Origin of the sequence: Pelagihabitans pacificus (assembly GCF_009371985.2) — a bacterium.
Classification (GTDB): Bacteria; Bacteroidota; Bacteroidia; order Flavobacteriales; family Flavobacteriaceae; genus Pelagihabitans; species Pelagihabitans pacificus.
On the sequence record NZ_VIKU02000002.1, the window covers coordinates 255,616 to 271,389 of the forward strand.

Sequence of the window (15,774 nt, forward strand, 5' to 3'; positions counted from 1 at the left end):
TCCCCACTTTGTCCATAAAGTTGTAATAAAGGCAGGACCAAAGGGGAATTACATCAGGTAATAGAATGGTTGTCGTGGATTGATGACAAATAACCGAAAGGATAGATTAGCCGAAAAAGCAACTTTTGAAACATTCTTTGAACAAGGTAACATTGAATCCGAGCGCCCAATTGATAAAAGGAGGTATTTGTGGTTATCGGATAGAAGAAATCGAAACCCCTTTGCCGATACAAGCTAGCTACTTGGACAAGTTGGTGGACGGGTTGGCGAAAGGTGGTAAAATGGGGAAGACTTTAAGAAAAGCGAAAATCAGACCTATGAAACTCCGCGGAATTCCGTAAGACCTTATTCAAATCAAAAGCTGACGTATAAATTTTCATGCACCATACGCTTTTTTCTTCGAGTGAATCGGGTTTTCATTCAGTTTGATGACAGCGTTGATGTAGTACAGAAAAATCAAAGTGACCATAACAAAGAGGGGGGTTTTTGGAATACTCACCAGAGAGCCAAACAGACGCACATCGGACTGTAAGAGTTGAAACAATAGTAGGGTTGCCAGGAGCACCAGGATGATAGAGGCTATAACCACGGGTATAAATGACCACCATAAAGGGATTCTTTCAACCATTTGCTTCTTTTCAATGGTACTCATCAAGGTATCTAGAAACTCATCAGAAGTCTCCAATGTACTTTTAACCATTATTTTTTTAAGCTGCTCCTCTGTCATAACAAATAGTTTAAATCATCACCCAATAACTGTTGTAAATGGAAATGTAAATTTTCGCGACCCCGGTGCAAATCGACTTTTATCTTTGAGGCATTGAAACCTGTGATTTCTTCTATTTCCCTAATTTTCAGTTCGCCTAGGTAAAATAGCCGCATTATCAACGATTCATCGGGTCTTAATTTTTCCAAGGCCAGGTGGATATATTTCTTTTGATCGTTTTCACTAAGGGTATTGCTATCAGTCGATTCGATCTCCAAAACCTGCTCGACCGACACTGAATTGGTCTTTTGCCTTTTTAGTTCATTATAGCTCGTATTGACCACGATTCTGTACAGCCATGTGGTAAAGGTAGCATTGTACTCAAAGGTATGAAGCTTCTGATACACCTTTATGAATACGTTCTGCAACACGTCTTCGGCCAGCATTTGATTCCTTAAAATCGAATATGCAAGAGAAAGCGAAACATCCTTATGCGCCTGGACCAACTCCTTGAAAGCAGCAATATCACCAGCGTTTATCCTTCGTATTAAATCGTAATCCCTCGTTTTAGGATTATTTTTCAAGCCGCTTTCTTATAAAATGAGCCAATACCAATCCTCCTGCCCCAAAAATCAGAATGGTTCCCCAGATTAATAAATCCATCGTATCCTCGGTCAGTTCCATGGTGGTGAATATTGAGGAAGCAACCAATCCTATACCGAGCCCAAATGCAATACACCCAATGTCCAAATATTTGAACCTATCATTATTTTGATTTAATACCACCCCTCTTTCTATCATTGCCTTTTTAACCAAATAGCTATACCTCGTGATTATAAACACCATTAGTATTGCTGCCACGACCACGGTCAATACTACCAATAATTCGTTTAACTCCTTCATAATTTGTCTTTGTTTATTTAAAAGTGATCGCCTAAAAGTTGTTCTATGGATTCAAGTAACGGAAACAGGTTGTTAGAGTTACCGAACATTACAAAACCATACTCCTGTTCTGGAATGAACATGGCATATGCCTGATAATCCTGGTTGTTTCCCGTATGTAGATGCATTAGTCCAAAAGGGGTTGGTTTCTGGGCAAAACCTAGACCCCAACCTGTTTGCCCTGTTTCCTTCAATAGTTGGCTATCTGGTTTAAAATGATTGTGTTCCCTTAACATTTCATCACGCGTAGCCGTCTTAATATTTTTAGGATGCATCATTTCGACTAAAAATAAGGCATAATCCTGAGCATCTGAATGTAAACTAAAACCCGGGCCTACCTTTTTAAATCTGTTTACTTCCGGATTCATTTGTCCGTCGATATGACCTCTAGCCACATCGTTTTCATACTTGGGATCCCAAGTGTAAAGGCTTCTGTCCATTCCAATGGGGTTTGCAGCTTCCTTTAGAAAGAGGGAATCCAATCGATCGCCCCAACCTATTCCAAGTTTTGTGCCAAACGCGGCCCCCAAATGTTGATACGCTTCCCCTGAATACGAAAAATCCGTTCCCGGCTCAAAAGAAATTTTTATAGGCTCTCCCCGAACCCAATTCGGTATTCCCGTACCATGGGACAATATAATACGCGGAGTCAATTTTTTATAGGCTTCAAGTGATTCAGGAGCTACGGTGCCTTCCGGAAAGATAGGTTCAAGAAAAGGATAGATAGGTTGATCCAAATCCAACATTCCCTTTTCGACCATCTTCATTAAAAAATAGGCAAACAAAGGTTTGGAAAGCGATGCCCCTTCGAACAACGTCTGCTTGGTGACGGGCTCCATGGTTTGATTATTGGTTACCCCGAAGGTACCGTGATATACAATACGATCACCATTGACGATCGCCAAGGAAAGCCCGGGTACGCCAAGGGAGTCCATCGCCTTTTCTATGCACTCATGCAGCACCGCGGATGCTACTTTTCTTCCATCCGGAACTCTGACGTATGCTGATCTGGACTGACCAAACGACCCTACTAAACCAAAGGTAACTGCCAGTAACAGGCATAATCGAATCTTTTGCTCGAATTTTGTCATTTAAGAACTATTTGGGGTTATTAAATAGGTTATTTCACACGTACATGTATTAGACAAGACAGCTGAAAAAAAGGTTACAAAATAAATTATGACAATTCTTTGGATGGAAAAACAGGCAAAAGTCAATGGGGTGTTCCCAGAGAGAAACCCACTACCGATAGGCCTCAACAAATTATTATTTGGTATGGTACCAAGGCCGTCAATAGGGCTCTATTTGATTAATTAAAAATAAACTTGTCAAGAAAGCAGTACTTCATTTTGACATTGGCTGCAGCGACCTATAGGAGACTATTTCACCTAACAAGGAGGTGATAAAATGGACATTGACCAGCATGGGAATTCGGCTATCATCGCAATCCGGACGTAAAAATGCATTCCTGGTCATATCCACAAACTAGGGAGCGAAGAGCCTCCGAAGTATACTACCATCTATATGGAGACCGTTGCACATGGTGCAGACGTAAAAACGGTCGAATACAATGGCGAGAAGGTATTGGTTCATCGTACCCACTGCCCGATGGAAGACAATTTGCCTGGTTTGGGCACGTGGCCGTGAATACGGTAGGGTCCATAGCGCCAAAATAAACCGGGAGAATGTCGCAACGGCACAAAAGCCACACGTCAACCGATTGATGATATAAAGGTAAGATACATAAGAGGGCAAGCCTGAAGGATTGGAAGATTGTTTTCGTAACATTACAATTCAGTCTGCCAATTCGACAACTGGGTGCCTTTTTCTTCCAACAAATCGTTTTCCACTATACCTTGAAATTAAAATAGCTGACAATGATCTCAAACGCAACAGGAATGGTGCATCTAGTAGCATCCGTCATCGCCCTGATTACTGGCACCATGGTGTTGATAGGAACAAAAGCAACCAAAAAACATCAAAAAATAGGGTATGTCTACTCACTATCCATGTTGGTGTTGCTCGCTACCTCTTTCATGATTTATCGGTTACATGGCACCTTTGGCGTGTTACATGTGTTTTCCGTGATTAGCGGTGCTACCCTATTGGCAGGAATGCTACCGATGTTCGTAAAACGACCCAAGGACTATTTACAATACCACTTTAGCTTTATGTACTGGAGCGTTATCGGACTCTATTGCGCCTTTGCCGCGGAGATCTTTACCCGGATTCCTATCCTATTCGAACTGGGAAAAGACATCACGGTCACCTTTTATGCCCTAGTAGGCCTCTCGGCAGCCGCTGTGGGTGGAGTTGGTTCGATTTATTTCAGAAAATACAAGGACTCTTGGAAGGCCTTGTATCAAAATAATTGAGTATCGAATGTTTCTGCAGGTATTTTTTGTCTTTTCCCAAATCCAAATAGGAAGATATCAATCGGTTTTGCACCCAAAACATACTTTTTCAATTTTAGCCGTTGTTTGCAATTCATGTAAAGCCCAAGTCACTTAAAAAATTTACTAACCCCCATCCCAACTACTATATGGGCTGTTTTAAAAATCCGCTAACGAATGGTTCAAATCCTTGATTTTTAATTAAATTGTAGGGAAAACGATGCATGAGAAAAATTGTTCCCGCATTGGGCACACCGAAGATCAGGGTTTTAATTTTAGCCATAGGGATTGTTATAGCCTTGGGTTTCGACCAAGTAAATCAAAACAATCCCATTTTAGAAAGGATTTTGGGCAAGTTGGCGATATATGCTTCTACCAATAGCCCTGAAAAAATTTATATCCATACCGACAAGGATATTTATACCGATGGGGAAACCATCTGGTTCAATACCTATCTAATAGATGGAATATTTCACGGACCCAGTGACAAGAGCGAGGTGGTGTATGTAGAGCTTTTGAACGAAACAGATAGTCTGGTTGCCTTTCGAAAATTACGGATTGATCGGATGACCGCTCCTGCAGACTTCCCTCTGCCCATAGGTCTAAAAGAGGGGAACTATCTTTTACGAGCCTATACCAAGTACATGCTGAACGAACAGGACCCGACCGTTTTTCAAAAGGTAATCCCAATTTACCGACAAGAAGTGGACGCCCTACACGACCTCTCTACTTTCAATTCCAATGCGAAAGCAACCTCCGCACCGCTGTACGATCGGAGTACTGAAAACCGTAATCCCAAACAGGTGCAACTATACCCAGAAGGTGGTGATTTGGTAGCTGGTTTGTCCAGTGTGTTAGGAATCGAGGCTTTGGATAAAAATGGTGAAGGACTTGCGGTAAGCGGAACCATTGTCAACGATTCCGGCAAGCCCATGGCTTTTTTCAATACGCATGAAAGTGGCCTGGGAAAGGTAAGCTTTACTCCGAAACCGAACGAAAAGTATTATGCACAAGTCATTGTAAATGATGCCGAAAAGAATTTTCTGGTCCCTAGGGCATTACCATCCGGCTTTGTGATGAGCATCCGCAACAACGGCGACCATTTGGTATTAAATATCAGTACCAATATTGCCCATGGCTTAGAGGGTAGTTTTGTAATCGGTCATTTTAGGGGAGATACCTTCTTTAAACGTCAAGGCACTTCGGAAGATGCTGATTCCTACACAGTTAAATTAAAAACCGATAGGCTTATGGACGGGGTCGCCCATTTTACCCTTTTTAGCAAGGAAGGGCAACCTATTTGTGAGCGCCTGGTTTTTGTAGACCATCCCGACAATGATAAGCGTCTTCTGGTAGCACAAAATGCCGAAAAGTACGGTACCCGGCAAAAGGCAGGCGTTGCGATCAAGGTAACTGACTCAGATGGTACCTTGTATAAGGGAGATTTCTCCATGTCGGTGGTGACCAAAAGCAATCAACTGCCAAAGAACATGGCGAAATCGGATATCAAAAGTTGGCTTTTACTCGATTCCGATCTGGGAGGAACGGTCAAGGATCCAAGCTATTTTTTCGAGGACGTGTCAAGCGAAAGAAAATTTCTTTTGGATGCATTGATGCTTACCCACGGTTGGAGAAGATTTGCATGGAAAGATTTGGCACAAGAACAGGTCAACAGAAAACCCACTTATAGCCCTGAAAAGGCCGAAGGGATTACGCTCAGTGGATATACCGCCTTGAACAAAAATCCCGACGTACGAAAACAGGCGACCGTGGCCTTAAGAATACCAGAGAGAGGAATAAGCGAAACGCAGATCACCGATGCGCGAGGCAGATTTAGTTTTGGGCCCTACCCGCTCGAAAACGGCGAGAAAACCTATTTGGAAGTCGTTGAGTCTCCAAAAAAAAGACGAAGCAATCATGGGACTATCGCTATTTTTCTTGATAAAAACCGGCCCGAGGTTCCGGTGACTAGAGTAGAAAAAATCAGATTTTCCCAGTCGAAATTGAATCCAGAGATCATAAAAAAGGGTGTTGACCCCAATTCTAAGCAAAGTGATATCAGCACTTATTTAAGGCAATCGTACACCAAAAAGGTGGCCGATTTTCAATACGACCCTACCGTTACCCAATTGGACGAAGTGGCTGTAAGCGCCCAAAAAAAAGATGTTTACGATAAAGTCGATACACCTTTGCTGGTAACGAATCCCAACGTACGGCTGTTCCCTGATTCCTTGGACACTGGCATACCGGTTACTGCAATGGACATCATCGCACGCGCTCCCGGTATTACGGTTTCGGGAATTCCCCCTAACCAAACCCTGAAGATAAAAACGTTTTCAGGGCACGGCAACTCTGGAGGGATTCTCTACCTGGTAAATAACAGTGAGGTACCGTTGGAATTCATTCAAACTATGGATCCTTCCGATATTTTGTTTGTCGATGTGCTACGGGGCGTGGAAGCAGCCGCCTACGGAAGCCGGGCAAGCAAGGGAGCCGTTGTGATAACGACACGCTCAAGGAAAAGTGATGAAAAACCCCGCCTGGATTACGATAAGGATCCCAACCTGATTATTCCCAACTTCTATAAAGAAAGGGAATTTTATACACCCACCTATTCTACCGAGTCGCAGAAAGCTGCTGTAAAACATGATTATCGCACCACCCTATTATGGCGGCCGAACATTACCATCGAAGACTCTGGAAGCACATTGGTCAACTTCTTTACCGGTGATACTAGGGGGGATTTTGTCATCAAGGTGGAAGGTATCACAAGAGACGGAAGCGCAGTGGTTGGCTATAGCGAGTTTACGGTAGAATAACACTTCTCAACACTTCGCTCAGTAATCCGACATGAAAACCTACTACCAAGTCTACGTCATCGAACTCTCCAAGAGGGTCTATACCGAAAATAGACGCTTCCGGGAGGCCAATCCACAATTCAATGGCGTATTGCAATGCCTATATGTAGGCATGACGAGCAAGTCTCCCAAGGAACGATTTGAGCAACACAAAACTGGCTATGTGAACAAAAAAGGCCATAAGCTCTCTGCCAATATTGTCCAAAAATACGGGATGTATCTACGGCCCAGTCTCTACAACCATATTGCACCCGTATCTACCCGGGAGGAAGCGCTAAAGATGGAAGAAGCGCTCGCCCTGGAGTTACGGCGAAAACGGTATGCCGTATGGTTCAATTGAACAGTATGGTGGTAGTTGATAATTCTTTTTAAATGAGTAACTTTAGGGAGATCCCTACTGGGACAAACCATCAAACGCTAAAGCTAAAAAAGTACCTATGGAAGGTTTAATGATGCACTACCCGCTAACGACCACTACCATTTTGGAATATGGCAACAGTGCCTTCCATCATAAAAAAGTCATAAGCCACCTACCTGATGGTAGCCGACACGAATATAGGTTTAGTGACCTATATAAACGTACCAAGCAGTTGGCGAATGCCCTGACCAAAAAGCTGGGCGTCACTAGAGGGGATATGGTAGGGACCTTTGCATGGAACCATTACCAACATTTGGAACTCTATTACGGGATACCTGGAATCGGAGCTATTTGCCATACCATCAACATCCGCCTGTCTTCACAACAAACGGAATTCATTATCAATCATTCGGAGGACAAGGTGATATTTGTCGATGCCACCTTGGTCCCCTTGCTAGAAAAAATTGCGGCCCAGTTGGAAACCGTTGAAAAATATATTATTATCAATGCTCCCGAAGGATTTACCACTACCCTACCCGAGGTGCTGCATTACGAAGACCTGTTAAAAGATAATTCGGAGGAGTTTGAATGGCCTGCATTGAATGAAAACGATGCCTGTGGCATGTGTTATACCAGTGGTACCACTGGGCTGCCCAAAGGGGTGTTGTATTCCCATCGCTCTACCTATTTGCATGCCTCGACCATCCTTTCCCCGAATGCGGCCAACTGTAGCAATCGGGATGTGATGCTATTGATCGTGCCCCAATTTCATGTGATGGCCTGGGGGTTCCCCTATATGTGCATCCTGGCAGGCGCCGATATGGTAATGCCCTCACTGCATCTTCAGCCAGAAGCGATTATACGTATTTTGCAGGAAGAGAAAGTGACCAAGGCCAATGGGGTACCCACGATATGGCTGGGGGTTTACGAGGCGATGAAGAAAAATCCACCTAAGGAAAAACTGGTGCTCGAGGAATACTTGGTGGGCGGTTCGGCCCTCCCGGCGAGTCTGATCGAAGGGTTTGAAAGGGATTTTGGTATACGGGGCGTACAAGCATGGGGAATGACCGAAACCTCACCATTAGGTACGGTTGCGAGGCTGCAGCCAAAACACGAGTCGCTCAGCGAAAAGGAGAAACTGCACATCAGGGCCAAACAGGGCATCGAATTTCCCGGAATAGAAATGCGAATCGTAAAGGATGATGGTACTGTGGCCCCGAGGGATGGGAAAACCATGGGAGAACTCCAGGTACGAGGCGCTTGGGTGCTCCGCTCTTACTTCAAAACGTTGAACCAAGAGAACTTTTCCGAGGACGGATGGTTCAAAACGGGAGATGTAAGTACCATCGACGAAGACGGCTATATGCATATTACCGACCGTACCAAAGACCTCATCAAAAGTGGTGGTGAATGGATATCCAGTGTCGCATTGGAATCCGCCCTGATGTCGCATCCCAAAATCAAGGAAGCCGCGGTCATAGCTATTCCTGATGATACCTGGTCCGAACGACCTTTGGCAAGCATCGTGCTCGCCGATGCAAACGAAAAGGTCACCAAGGAAGAAATGATGGAATTTCTCGCAAGGGACTTCGCCAAGTATCAAATCCCGGAGCATTACGTATTTATCGACCAAGTACCTAGGACGAGCGTTGGAAAATTTGATAAAAAAGAAATCCGTAAACGCTATGCTGAAGGAAAACTAGGTTAGGGTATCACTTCTCCAACGACCCATAAATTGCATCGGGAAAAAAATAGTATCCACATAAAAGTCCCAAATTCCAAAAGTAGGTATGCCAATGGAATTTGGGATTTTGTACTTGGACTTTTCCCAGTATTACTTCGAAAGATACATCTTCCGACGATGGTACAGTTCGTAAAACTGGTCATCCTTTAGGTCATCGATAAACAGAATGCTTTCACCCGTACTCTTCATCTCGGGCCCAAGATTCTTATTCACATTTGGGAACTTGTTAAACGAGAATACGGGTTGTTTGATCGCAAAACCTTCCAATTGCGGTTTAAATTCAAAATCCTTTACTTTATTTTCACCGAGCATCACTTTGGTGGCGTAGTTCACATAGGGCTGGCCGTAGGCCTTGGCAATAAAAGGTACGGTTCGGGAAGCCCTTGGGTTGGCTTCGATGATATACACCTGATCATCCTTGATGGCAAACTGAATATTGATGAGTCCGACCGTATTCAGGGCCAAGGCGATTTTCTTGGTGTGGTCCTTTATCTGCTGCATTACGAATTCCCCGAGGTTAAAGGGTGGCAAGGTAGCGTTCGAGTCCCCGGAGTGGATACCACAGGGTTCGATGTGTTCCATGATTCCTATGATCTGTACCTCTTCCCCATCGCAAATCGCATCGGCTTCCGCCTCGATAGCACCATCCAAGTAATGATCCAAGAGAAGTTTGTTATTGGGAATCTTACGAAGTAAATCCACCACATGGGCCTCCAAATCCTCCTTATTGATGACAATCTTCATTCCCTGGCCGCCTAGTACATAAGAAGGTCTTACCAACAGGGGAAAACCAAGTTCATCGGCCAATTGCGATGCCTCATCGGCGGTTTCGGCAACCCCAAACCTTGGGTAGGGTATATCATTCTCCTTTAATAAACGAGAAAAACTTCCCCGATCTTCGGCCAAATCGAGCGATTGAAAGCTGGTACCGATAATCTTGATACCGTATTTATCCAACTTTTCCGCAAGCTTCAGTGCCGTTTGCCCTCCCAATTGAACAATTACCCCCTCGGGTTTTTCATGGCGAATAATGTCGTAGATATGTTCCCAGAAAACAGGTTCGAAGTAAAGCTTGTCAGCGGTATCAAAATCCGTGGAGACCGTTTCCGGGTTGCAATTGATCATGATGGTCTCATAACCGCATTCCGCAGCGGCCAATACCCCGTGCACGCAGCAGTAATCAAACTCGATTCCTTGACCGATCCTATTCGGGCCCGAACCCAGTACCACAATCTTTTTCTTTTCGGTCACAATACTATCGTTCTCTACGTATCGATTGCCATCGGCCGTTTCGATATCGGCTTCAAAAGTGGAATAATAGTAGGGCGTCAAGGCCTTGAATTCGGCCGCACAGGTATCCACCAATTTGTAGACTCGATTGATGTTCATGGCCGTACGCTTATTGTACACTTCACTTTCGTAGCAATCGAGCATATAGGCAATCTGTCGGTCGGCAAACCCTTTTTGCTTGGCCTCCAACAAGAGATCTTTCGATATGGTGGCAACCGTATATTTGGAAATCTCCTTTTCTAAAAAATGTAGCTCTTCGTATTGTTTCAGGAACCACATGTCTATTTTAGTAATCTCGTGGATCCTACTCAGTGGGATACCAATCTGTATGGCATCATAGATTACAAAAACCCGGTCCCAACTGGGAACGGTCAATTTTTCAATAATCTGTTCGTAATTGGTATAGCCTTTCCCATCGGCACCCAGACCATTACGTTTAATTTCTAGGGATTGCGTAGCTTTATGTAGCGCTTCCTGAAATGACCGGCCGATGCCCATAACTTCCCCAACCGATTTCATCTGTAGCCCCAGTGTACGGTCAGATCCTTCGAATTTGTCGAAATTCCATCGAGGTATTTTTACGATAACATAGTCCAAGGTCGGTTCGAAAAGCGCCGAGGTGGATTTGGTGATTTGGTTCTCAAGTTCATCCAACGAATATCCAATAGCCAACTTGGTCGCCACCTTCGCAATGGGATATCCGGTTGCTTTGGAGGCCAAAGCAGAGGATCGCGAAACCCTAGGGTTGATCTCAATGGCAATAATGTCCTCTTTTTCATCCGGACTAACGGCAAACTGCACGTTACAACCGCCTTCGAAATCCCCTATACTACGCATCATTTTTATGGCCATATCCCTCATACGTTGAAAGGTACGGTCCGATAAGGTCATCGCAGGGGCCACGGTAATGGAATCCCCGGTGTGGATACCCATCGGATCCATATTCTCTATGGTACAAATGATAACGACATTGTCGTTTTTATCACGGAGTAACTCCAACTCGTATTCCTTCCAACCCATCAAGGCCTTATCGATCATCACTTCATGAATGGGTGAAATCTCAAGCCCACGGCTCAACAACTCATCAAAATCTTCCGGTTTGTAAACGATGGAGGCTCCGGCACCACCTAAGGTATAAGAGGCCCTTATTACCAAGGGGAAGCCAAATTCCTGGGCAATCTCCTTTCCCTTCAAGAACGAGGTTGCAGTAGCTTGGGGCGCCATTCCCACCCCTATTTTCAGCATAAGCTCCCGAAATTTTTCACGATCTTCGGTGATATTGATGGCATCGATATCAACCCCGATCAATTCTATCCCAAAATCTTCCCAAATTCCTTTTTCATCCGCTTCGATACAGAGATTCAATGCGGTTTGACCACCCATCGTGGGCAATACTGCATCGATCTGCGGATGCTCCTTTAAGATTTCGACGATCGATTTGGTGGTCAAGGGTTTCAGATACACATGGTCGGCCATGGAGGGATCGGTCATAATCGTCGCCGGATTACTGTTGATTAAGATGGTTTCGATACCATCTTCCCTCAGCGAACGTAGCGATTGCGAACCAGCGTAGTCGAACTCACAGGCCTGACCGATTACAATGGGGCCTGAACCGATGATCAAAATCGAATTTAAATCTTTTCTTTTGGGCATTTTAGGAATAGCATTTTTAAGTTAGTATTCTGTATTTGCTGAAACAACAGCGCAAAAAAAAGGTGCTACTTTGTGAAAAGTAACACCGTTTGTATTTATTAATGATTGGAACCATTTATTTTTTGTGTCTCGGCTCTGAGGATACGGTTAACTTCTTTCTTCCCTTCGCCCTTCTTCTGGCGAGCACCTTTCTTCCATTAACGGTCGCCATACGCTCCCTAAAACCGTGTTTGTTCCTTCTCTTCCTTTTGGATGGCTGATATGTTCTTTTACTTCCCGGCATTTTTTAAACCTTTGTGTTAGTGAATCGTTCCACAAACCGTCTGCAAAACTGGGCGCAAATATACGAAGAGTTTTTGCTTTGGCAAATGCATTTAAAAAAATGTTGGGCCTTTATAATGCTTTTCCCATATCTGGAAAAAAAGGGTGAATACCGACTATGATTTCAACCATCCTATTAATGGTTTAAAAAACCATATGGAACGCAAAAACAAAAGCCATTTTAATCAATAACTACTCCCTCCAAAAACAAAGGGTTTCGATTTGTTTTTATTACTTTTGCCGTGATTTTTAAGCACTATCGGGGCTCTCTATGAAATATATAATACACTTCGTTTGTTTAGTGGTTATGGGGTCGGTTTCCCCTGCCCAGACCAATCTGGAATATCATCTCGAAAAAGACGATGTCTTTACCATAAAACAAGATGCCCAGCAGATCATTACGCAAAATATGGACGGAGCCGTTCACGAAATTACCAATAATGTCAATGGTATTTTGGAATTCAGGGTCATGGGCGAAAAAGAGGGAAATTATGAAATAGCCTTGCGTTTTAAGGACTTAAATATGAGGATGACCTCAAGCATTCAGGGAGAATTAATGAACGTGAATGCGAAAGAAGCCGACGAAGGCGATATGCAGTCCATGATGTTCAATAGCTTGCTCGAAATCCCGGTGACAATGGTTCTGGCAAAAAACGGTGATATACTGAAGGTCATAGGCGGAGACAGTTTGGTAGGAAAAATGGCCGAAGCATCCGGTCTCGAAGATGAATTCTCGATAAACATGATGAAAAAATCCTTGGAAAAGGAATTTGGTTCCGAAGCCCTTTCGAACAGCTATGAGCAAATGACGTATATCTATCCCACGGAAGACGTGCAGGTTGGAGATACCTGGGAAAATGAATACTCCGGTAAATTAAACGCCAAAAACCAATGGACTTTGGATGCCATTTCCGATACCAATGCCGAAATCAGTGGTTCCGCGGATGTAATAATGGAAGTTACCGAACCCACCACAACCATGAAATTAAACGGTGCACAACAAACCTCCGTTATCACCGAGCTAGCCTCAGGTTTTATAAAGTCAATGACAGTGGAGGGACTGGCCGAAGGCTGGACCACGATGGTACAGTTGGGTGATCAAGAAATACCAACCAGCATAAAATCGAAAGTAACTTACCAACTAATCAACAAATAACATGTTCAACAAAAATATTAAATTGGTCATTGCGGGATTGATTATTGCCTATGCCATCTACCAATTCGTCGAAGGAAATATAGGAAACGGCATCTTTTTGATACTGCTATCACTGATTTTCGTTTTCCTCTATTTTAGGAACGAGATGATTCTTTTGGCTTTTCTCCGGATGCGAAAACAGGACTTGGAAGGTACCCAAAAGTGGCTGGACAAAATTAAAAATCCAGAATCGGCGCTCATTGTAAAGCAACAAGGATATTACAACTACCTGCACGGAATTATCCATTCCCAGAAAAACCTTACCCAAGCCGAAAAATACTTTAGAAAAGCGCTGAAGTTGGGGCTCACCATGGACTATGACATCGCGATGGCCAAGTTGAGCCTAGCGGGCATCGCTATGCAAAAACGGCGTAAAAGAGAGGCCACTACCCTTTTGCAGGAAGCCAAAAAACTCGATAAGAACAATATGCTTACCGAGCAGATCAAAATGATGCAACAACAAATGAAAAAAATCTAATTTCGGCATTCACCGATAGTACGCGTCAAACAGCGAAATCAAAATTCAAAGGCTCACTTCCTTGAAATTTACTTGTAGTATCCCTTGTTCGGAATTTCGATGGTATACTTCTTTCTTGAGGCGTTGTTCAGATGTGGTTGTCGCAACCATGGGTTATGGCGCTTTAAGACTTTATAATTGATTTCGTACTGCTTGGCGAAATCGGCGAAGCTCAAAATTGGTTCGTTCACCTCAACCTTAAAGGTAGGTACCGCTTGGTACATGTCTTCCTCATCTATACGAAAACCATACTTTTCAGGGCTGCTAAGAATCTCCTTGATCGCCATGATGCGAAATACATATCGGCCTGTTTCTTCCCCTAACAACAAATCATAGTAATTCTCTGCTTTCTGAATTCCCATGAATTTGTCAATCGATCCGGGACCTGCATTGTAGGAAGCTGCGGCCAGGGTCCATGTACCGAAACGCTCCTTTGATTTTTTAAGATACCTACAGGCGACTTCAGTGGCCTTCTCCAAATGATACCGTTCGTCGACATTGGAGTTGACCTCCAATCCGTATTCCTTTCCCGTAGTTTTCATAATTTGCCAGAAGCCCGTAGCACCCGCAGGGGAAACAACATTTTGAAGACCGCTTTCCGCAACGGCTAAATATTTGAAATCGTCGGGGACACCATTCTTTGCCAAGATAGGTTCGATAACAGGAAAGTATTTGTTCGCCCTTTTCATCAACAACACGGCGTTGGACTGCCAATAGGTATTTACCAAGAATTCCCGGTCGACCCTTTCCATGACCTCGGGATCTTCCAATGGAACGGATTCCCCCGCAAAATTCAAGTTTTCCGGAATATCGATAGCCGTAATCTGATAGCTCGTCGTTTCCTTTACCGTGTTGACTTCGGCAACATCGGTTTCATCGACTTGACCGCTCTGCACAGCAAAAATCAAGGTGCTTATTACGAAAAACACCCCTAATAACATCAAAATATTCTTTAAAATTCTCATGGCACAATCATTCTTGGTTCATCAAAGTTATTAATACAACTGTGTTATTGCAAAATAATTGTGGGTAGATGCTCATTAAACCATTTTGCACGGTGAATGATCATTGTATGGGTCCCATTCTGCACTGGAATACAGTTTTTTATGTTCACGATGGGAAAAACAGCGTCTTTTTCCCCGTGAATATGAATCAAACAGTCCGGGCAGTAAGTCTGTTTCCAGTTGACAATTTGATCAATAGACCAATCGATATAGTACTTATCCCTTATCGAAAGATATTCTTCGTACAACTGCAGGCGTTTTGTTACCGTTTCCCCAAAGGCATATTTTGCCAAAAGCTCCACGTTGTTCACCAAACCGGTAGGTAACAATCGATGTATTTTGGTGTATTTGGCAAATAGCATACGTTTGGGCAACTCGGACTCGTGTTTTACGCTTGAGACCACGATTATCTTCTTGGTTTTTAGATACCGGGCCATCTCCTGCACCAAAAGCCCTCCAAAGGATACCCCTACCAACACCGGGTTTTCATGTGTAACGTTTTTGACCATCTCCAAGGCGTACTCCCCAAGGGTCATCCCCTGGGTGGGAACAAACCAAGACAACAGATGTTGTTCGAAACGTTCCCTTGGAAGGTCAATATTTTTGAAGATGGATGGATTGGCCGCCATACCCGGCATAAAATAAACATGGATCTTATCATCCGACATTTTGGGAAGCTTGCTATTTTGCTAGGAATTTAGCATTTTTTTTAGTACTTTTGCAGTCTAAGTTAAGATAACTGCGTCTTTTAACTTTTCTTGAAAATTTTCAAATTACGGTGAGAGCATATCGT

General features: G+C 43.7%; 15 protein-coding genes. 7 read left to right on the forward strand and 8 right to left on the reverse strand.

Translation table 11 applies throughout. The features are described 5' to 3' along the window. Positions 1-125 precede the first annotated feature (125 nt). Positions 126-341 (forward strand): DUF2200 family protein, encoded by a 216-nt coding sequence (locus tag FK220_RS20240; RefSeq protein ID WP_317168317.1) that lies wholly within the window; start codon positions 126-128, stop codon positions 339-341. 35 nt (positions 342-376) lie between these two features. Here the strand turns inward: FK220_RS20240 and FK220_RS08560 are convergent, their stop codons facing one another. The 4 genes from FK220_RS08560 to FK220_RS08575 are packed head-to-tail and all read right to left on the reverse strand — an operon-like array spanning position 377 to position 2,739. Then, on the reverse strand, positions 377-727 hold the full coding sequence (locus FK220_RS08560; protein WP_152573898.1) for a hypothetical protein: 351 nt from the start codon (positions 725-727) through the stop codon (positions 377-379). Continuing rightward, positions 724-1,290, reverse strand: coding sequence for an RNA polymerase sigma factor (locus tag FK220_RS08565; RefSeq protein ID WP_152573899.1), 567 nt, complete (start codon positions 1,288-1,290; stop codon positions 724-726). Before FK220_RS08565 ends, FK220_RS08560 begins: the two co-directional genes overlap by 4 nt. Then, on the reverse strand, positions 1,280-1,609 hold the full coding sequence (locus FK220_RS08570; protein WP_152573900.1) for a hypothetical protein: 330 nt from the start codon (positions 1,607-1,609) through the stop codon (positions 1,280-1,282). Before FK220_RS08570 ends, FK220_RS08565 begins: the two co-directional genes overlap by 11 nt. A 17-nt stretch (positions 1,610-1,626) precedes the next feature. Continuing rightward, entirely contained in the window at positions 1,627-2,739 is a 1,113-nt protein-coding gene (locus FK220_RS08575) for a serine hydrolase domain-containing protein (protein ID WP_152573901.1), read from the reverse strand. Positions 2,740-3,525: 786 nt separating this feature from the next. On the opposite strand from FK220_RS08575, the gene FK220_RS08580 reads away from it, so the two are divergent. The 4 genes from FK220_RS08580 (at position 3,526) to FK220_RS08595 (ending at position 8,965) form a co-directional block, all read left to right on the forward strand. Continuing rightward, positions 3,526-4,023, forward strand: coding sequence for a DUF2306 domain-containing protein (locus FK220_RS08580; protein WP_152573902.1), 498 nt, complete (start codon positions 3,526-3,528; stop codon positions 4,021-4,023). Positions 4,024-4,265: 242 nt separating this feature from the next. Further along, positions 4,266-6,860: a TonB-dependent receptor plug domain-containing protein gene (locus FK220_RS08585; RefSeq protein WP_152573903.1), complete on the forward strand. Its 2,595-nt coding sequence runs from the start codon at positions 4,266-4,268 to the stop codon at positions 6,858-6,860. A 31-nt stretch (positions 6,861-6,891) separates the two neighbouring features. Next, positions 6,892-7,239, forward strand: coding sequence for a ribose-5-phosphate isomerase (locus tag FK220_RS08590; protein ID WP_152573904.1), 348 nt, complete (start codon positions 6,892-6,894; stop codon positions 7,237-7,239). A gap of 97 nt (positions 7,240-7,336) precedes the next feature. After that, positions 7,337-8,965: a long-chain fatty acid--CoA ligase gene (locus tag FK220_RS08595; protein WP_152573905.1), complete on the forward strand. Its 1,629-nt coding sequence runs from the start codon at positions 7,337-7,339 to the stop codon at positions 8,963-8,965. Positions 8,966-9,091: 126 nt separating this feature from the next. Here FK220_RS08595 and carB read toward each other — a convergent pair whose 3' ends face one another. Together carB and rpmH are read right to left on the reverse strand one after the other, a co-directional pair. Further along, complete coding sequence (carB, locus tag FK220_RS08600) at positions 9,092-11,944, reverse strand: carbamoyl-phosphate synthase large subunit (protein ID WP_152573906.1); 2,853 nt, start codon at positions 11,942-11,944, stop codon at positions 9,092-9,094. A 115-nt stretch (positions 11,945-12,059) separates the two neighbouring features. After that, positions 12,060-12,227, reverse strand: coding sequence for a 50S ribosomal protein L34 (rpmH, locus tag FK220_RS08605; protein ID WP_152573907.1), 168 nt, complete (start codon positions 12,225-12,227; stop codon positions 12,060-12,062). 309 nt (positions 12,228-12,536) lie between these two features. On the opposite strand from rpmH, the gene FK220_RS08610 reads away from it, so the two are divergent. Both FK220_RS08610 and FK220_RS08615 read left to right on the forward strand, forming a co-directional pair. Continuing rightward, positions 12,537-13,421, forward strand: coding sequence for a DUF6263 family protein (locus FK220_RS08610; RefSeq protein ID WP_152573908.1), 885 nt, complete (start codon positions 12,537-12,539; stop codon positions 13,419-13,421). 1 nt (position 13,422) lies between these two features. Beyond that, entirely contained in the window at positions 13,423-13,938 is a 516-nt protein-coding gene (locus FK220_RS08615; protein ID WP_152573909.1) for a DUF2892 domain-containing protein, read from the forward strand. A 68-nt stretch (positions 13,939-14,006) separates the two neighbouring features. On the opposite strand, the gene FK220_RS08620 is transcribed toward FK220_RS08615, so the two are convergent. Together FK220_RS08620 and FK220_RS08625 are read right to left on the reverse strand one after the other, a co-directional pair. Then, positions 14,007-14,942, reverse strand: coding sequence for a lytic transglycosylase domain-containing protein (locus FK220_RS08620; RefSeq protein ID WP_152573910.1), 936 nt, complete (start codon positions 14,940-14,942; stop codon positions 14,007-14,009). Between the two features lie 44 nt (positions 14,943-14,986). Continuing rightward, on the reverse strand, positions 14,987-15,649 hold the full coding sequence (locus FK220_RS08625) for an alpha/beta hydrolase (protein WP_152573911.1): 663 nt from the start codon (positions 15,647-15,649) through the stop codon (positions 14,987-14,989). Between the last annotated feature and the right edge of the window lie 125 nt (positions 15,650-15,774).